Consider the following 797-nt stretch of genomic DNA (forward strand, 5'->3'; position numbering starts at 1 on the left):
TACTGGCTAATGGATATGTGGCTGCAGAAATTTTCCTTCCGTTCTAATATCCCTATCTGGATCTTCCTGCTTTCGGGCTCAGGGCTTCTCCTTGTTACGTTGCTCACAACAAGCGCTCACATCATTCGAGTGGCTGTAAGTAATCCGGTAAAAAGCCTCCGGTCGGAATAAGATGCTGCATTAATGGAATCAATAACTGGCGGATTTGCTGTTATCCGGCTTGATATAAATTGTTTTTTTAATATAAGAGGTGCCGGATTTATCAAATGCAACATTCGCTTCGTAAACAGAGTCAGTGACTTTATGCATATTATCAATGCCACGTGTGCTCAAATATCCTTTGGGAAGATAAAAACGGAGAGAATGGCTTGATCCCGGTAAGGCCTCCAGCGATACTTTTAGTTCTTCACCGTGTAATTCCTGATCTATTATCCTGAAACTACTGGTGGTGTCACCAAGGTTAGACAAATGGCGTACAGCGAGAACACTAGCCCCTTCAATAAGCTTAATCTCAATGAGAACCTGTTTTTTTAACTTCGTTAAGATGGAAACTTCAGTGTGAGTTTCTGTTTGTATAATCTTAAAAGGAGTGTCTCTCCCGTCGATTGTCACGCTTTTAATATTTGTTCCCGGGGCAAAGGCAGGATTAAACAAAAGATCAAGATCTTTGGCCGTTTCAAGTTGATATAACAGCCGTCCGGCGTTTTTCTTCATCGTCATTGAAAGCCGGTTATTTCCGCAACGGAGATTGGTGATTTCTGTTTCATTCCAGTCGGCAGGCAAGCGCGGTGCTAGCG

1 protein-coding gene is annotated in these 797 nt (G+C 42.8%); it reads right to left on the reverse strand.

The window, feature by feature from the left end; translation table 11 throughout:
• Nucleotides 1–189: 189 nt before the first annotated feature.
• Nucleotides 190–797 (reverse strand): hypothetical protein (locus ACNOHI_RS24710; protein WP_420477381.1); only part of this gene is annotated, 608 nt, incomplete at its 5' end.

Source organism: Noviherbaspirillum sp. ST9, from assembly GCF_048799745.1.
Taxonomy (GTDB): domain Bacteria; phylum Pseudomonadota; class Gammaproteobacteria; order Burkholderiales; family Burkholderiaceae_D; genus Noviherbaspirillum.